This window comes from Luteimicrobium subarcticum (assembly GCF_002798015.1).
Taxonomy (GTDB): domain Bacteria; phylum Actinomycetota; class Actinomycetes; order Actinomycetales; family Cellulomonadaceae; genus Luteimicrobium; species Luteimicrobium subarcticum.
The window spans coordinates 1-1373 of sequence record NZ_PGTZ01000004.1 but is presented as its reverse complement, the minus strand read 5'-3'; the positions used below and the strand labels follow the sequence as shown (position 1 = coordinate 1373).

The 1373-nt window shown below is 69.3% G+C and carries 1 protein-coding gene; it reads left to right on the top strand.

What is annotated here, in order from left to right; translation table 11 throughout:
• Positions 1-70 precede the first annotated feature (70 nt).
• Positions 71-1347 (top strand): IS3 family transposase gene (locus tag CLV34_RS00570; protein ID WP_100348357.1). Its coding sequence is split into 2 segments (ribosomal slippage): positions 71-422 and positions 422-1347, totalling 1278 coding nucleotides; the frame shifts between segments, so codons are not numbered across the junction.
• Positions 1348-1373 lie beyond the last annotated feature (26 nt).

The window sequence follows — 1373 nt, the reverse complement described above, 5'->3', positions numbered from 1 at the left end:
GGGGCCTGACCCCGGTTCTTGGACACGCTGATTCCAGCGTTTGCTGGGGAAGCGAGATGATCCGAGAACTATGGTCAGGAAGAACTACTCCGAGGAGTTCCGTCGTCAGGCCGTCGACTTGTACGAGTCCACCCCGGGCGCCACGGTCCGTGGCATAGCCGAGGACCTCGGCATCGTGCGTGGCACGCTGCGCACCTGGCTCGACGCGTACGGGACCGGCAAGAAGACGGCCGCTGACGGAACGCCCACGACCAGCCCACTGCAGTCCACGCCGACGACGTCGGCTGGTCGGCCGGTGCCCGTCGACGAGACGCCGCAGGCGAGGATCGCCCGGCTCGAGGCGCGGGTCGCTGAGCTCGAGGCCAGCGAGCGGAAACTGACGACCGAGCGGGAGATCCTGCAGAAGGCGGCGAAGTATTTCGCCGGGGAGACGCGCTGGTGAGTCGCTTCCAGTTCGTCGCGGACAACGCCGCCACCTACCCGGTGAAGCGACTGTGCCAACTCGTGGAAGTCGAGCGGTCCTCGTACTACGCGTGGAAGGCCGGCGCCCCGGCCCGGGCGGCCAGGGCCACTGCGGACGCGGTCCTGGCCGCGCGGATCCGGGCGGTGCACAAGGCCGACAACACCGTCGGCGCGCCCCGGGTGACCGCGGAGCTCAACGACGGCGCCCAACCGGGCGATCGGGTCAATCACAAGCGGGTCGCCCGCGTGATGCGCGCCCACGCGATCCGCGGCTACGTCAAGAAGCGTCGGGTCCGCACGACGGTGCCCGAGCCCGCGAACCAGCTCGTGCCCGACCTCCTCCAACGAGACTTCACGGCGCACGCGCCGAACCACCGCTACGTCGGCGACATCACCTACCTGCCCATCAGCGCCGCCGGCAGCGGCGGGAACCTCTACCTCGCGACCGTGATCGACTGCTACTCGCGCCGGCTGGTGGGGTGGGCGGTCGCGGACCACATGCGCACGTCCCTGGTCGAGGACGCCCTCAAGGCCGCGGCCGCGACCAGGGGCTCCCTCGCGGGTGCGATCTTCCACTCCGATCACGGGTCGGTCTACACGAGCAAGGACTACGCCCACCTCTGCGCACGTCTCGGAGTGACCCAGTCGATGGGCGCCGTGGGCACCTCCGCGGACAACGCTCTGGCCGAGTCGTTCAACGCGACCCTCAAACGCGAGGTCCTCCAAGACAACGCATGTTGGCCCGACGAGGCCACCTGCCGCCGCCAGGTCTTCAAGTGGGTCACCCGCTACAACACGAGACGGCGCCACTCCTGGTGCGGCTACCAGGCCCCGAACGTCTACGAGCAAGCCGCCTCGACCGCTACGCTGGCGACCGCCGCGTAATCACACCCCGTGTCCACAAACCGGGG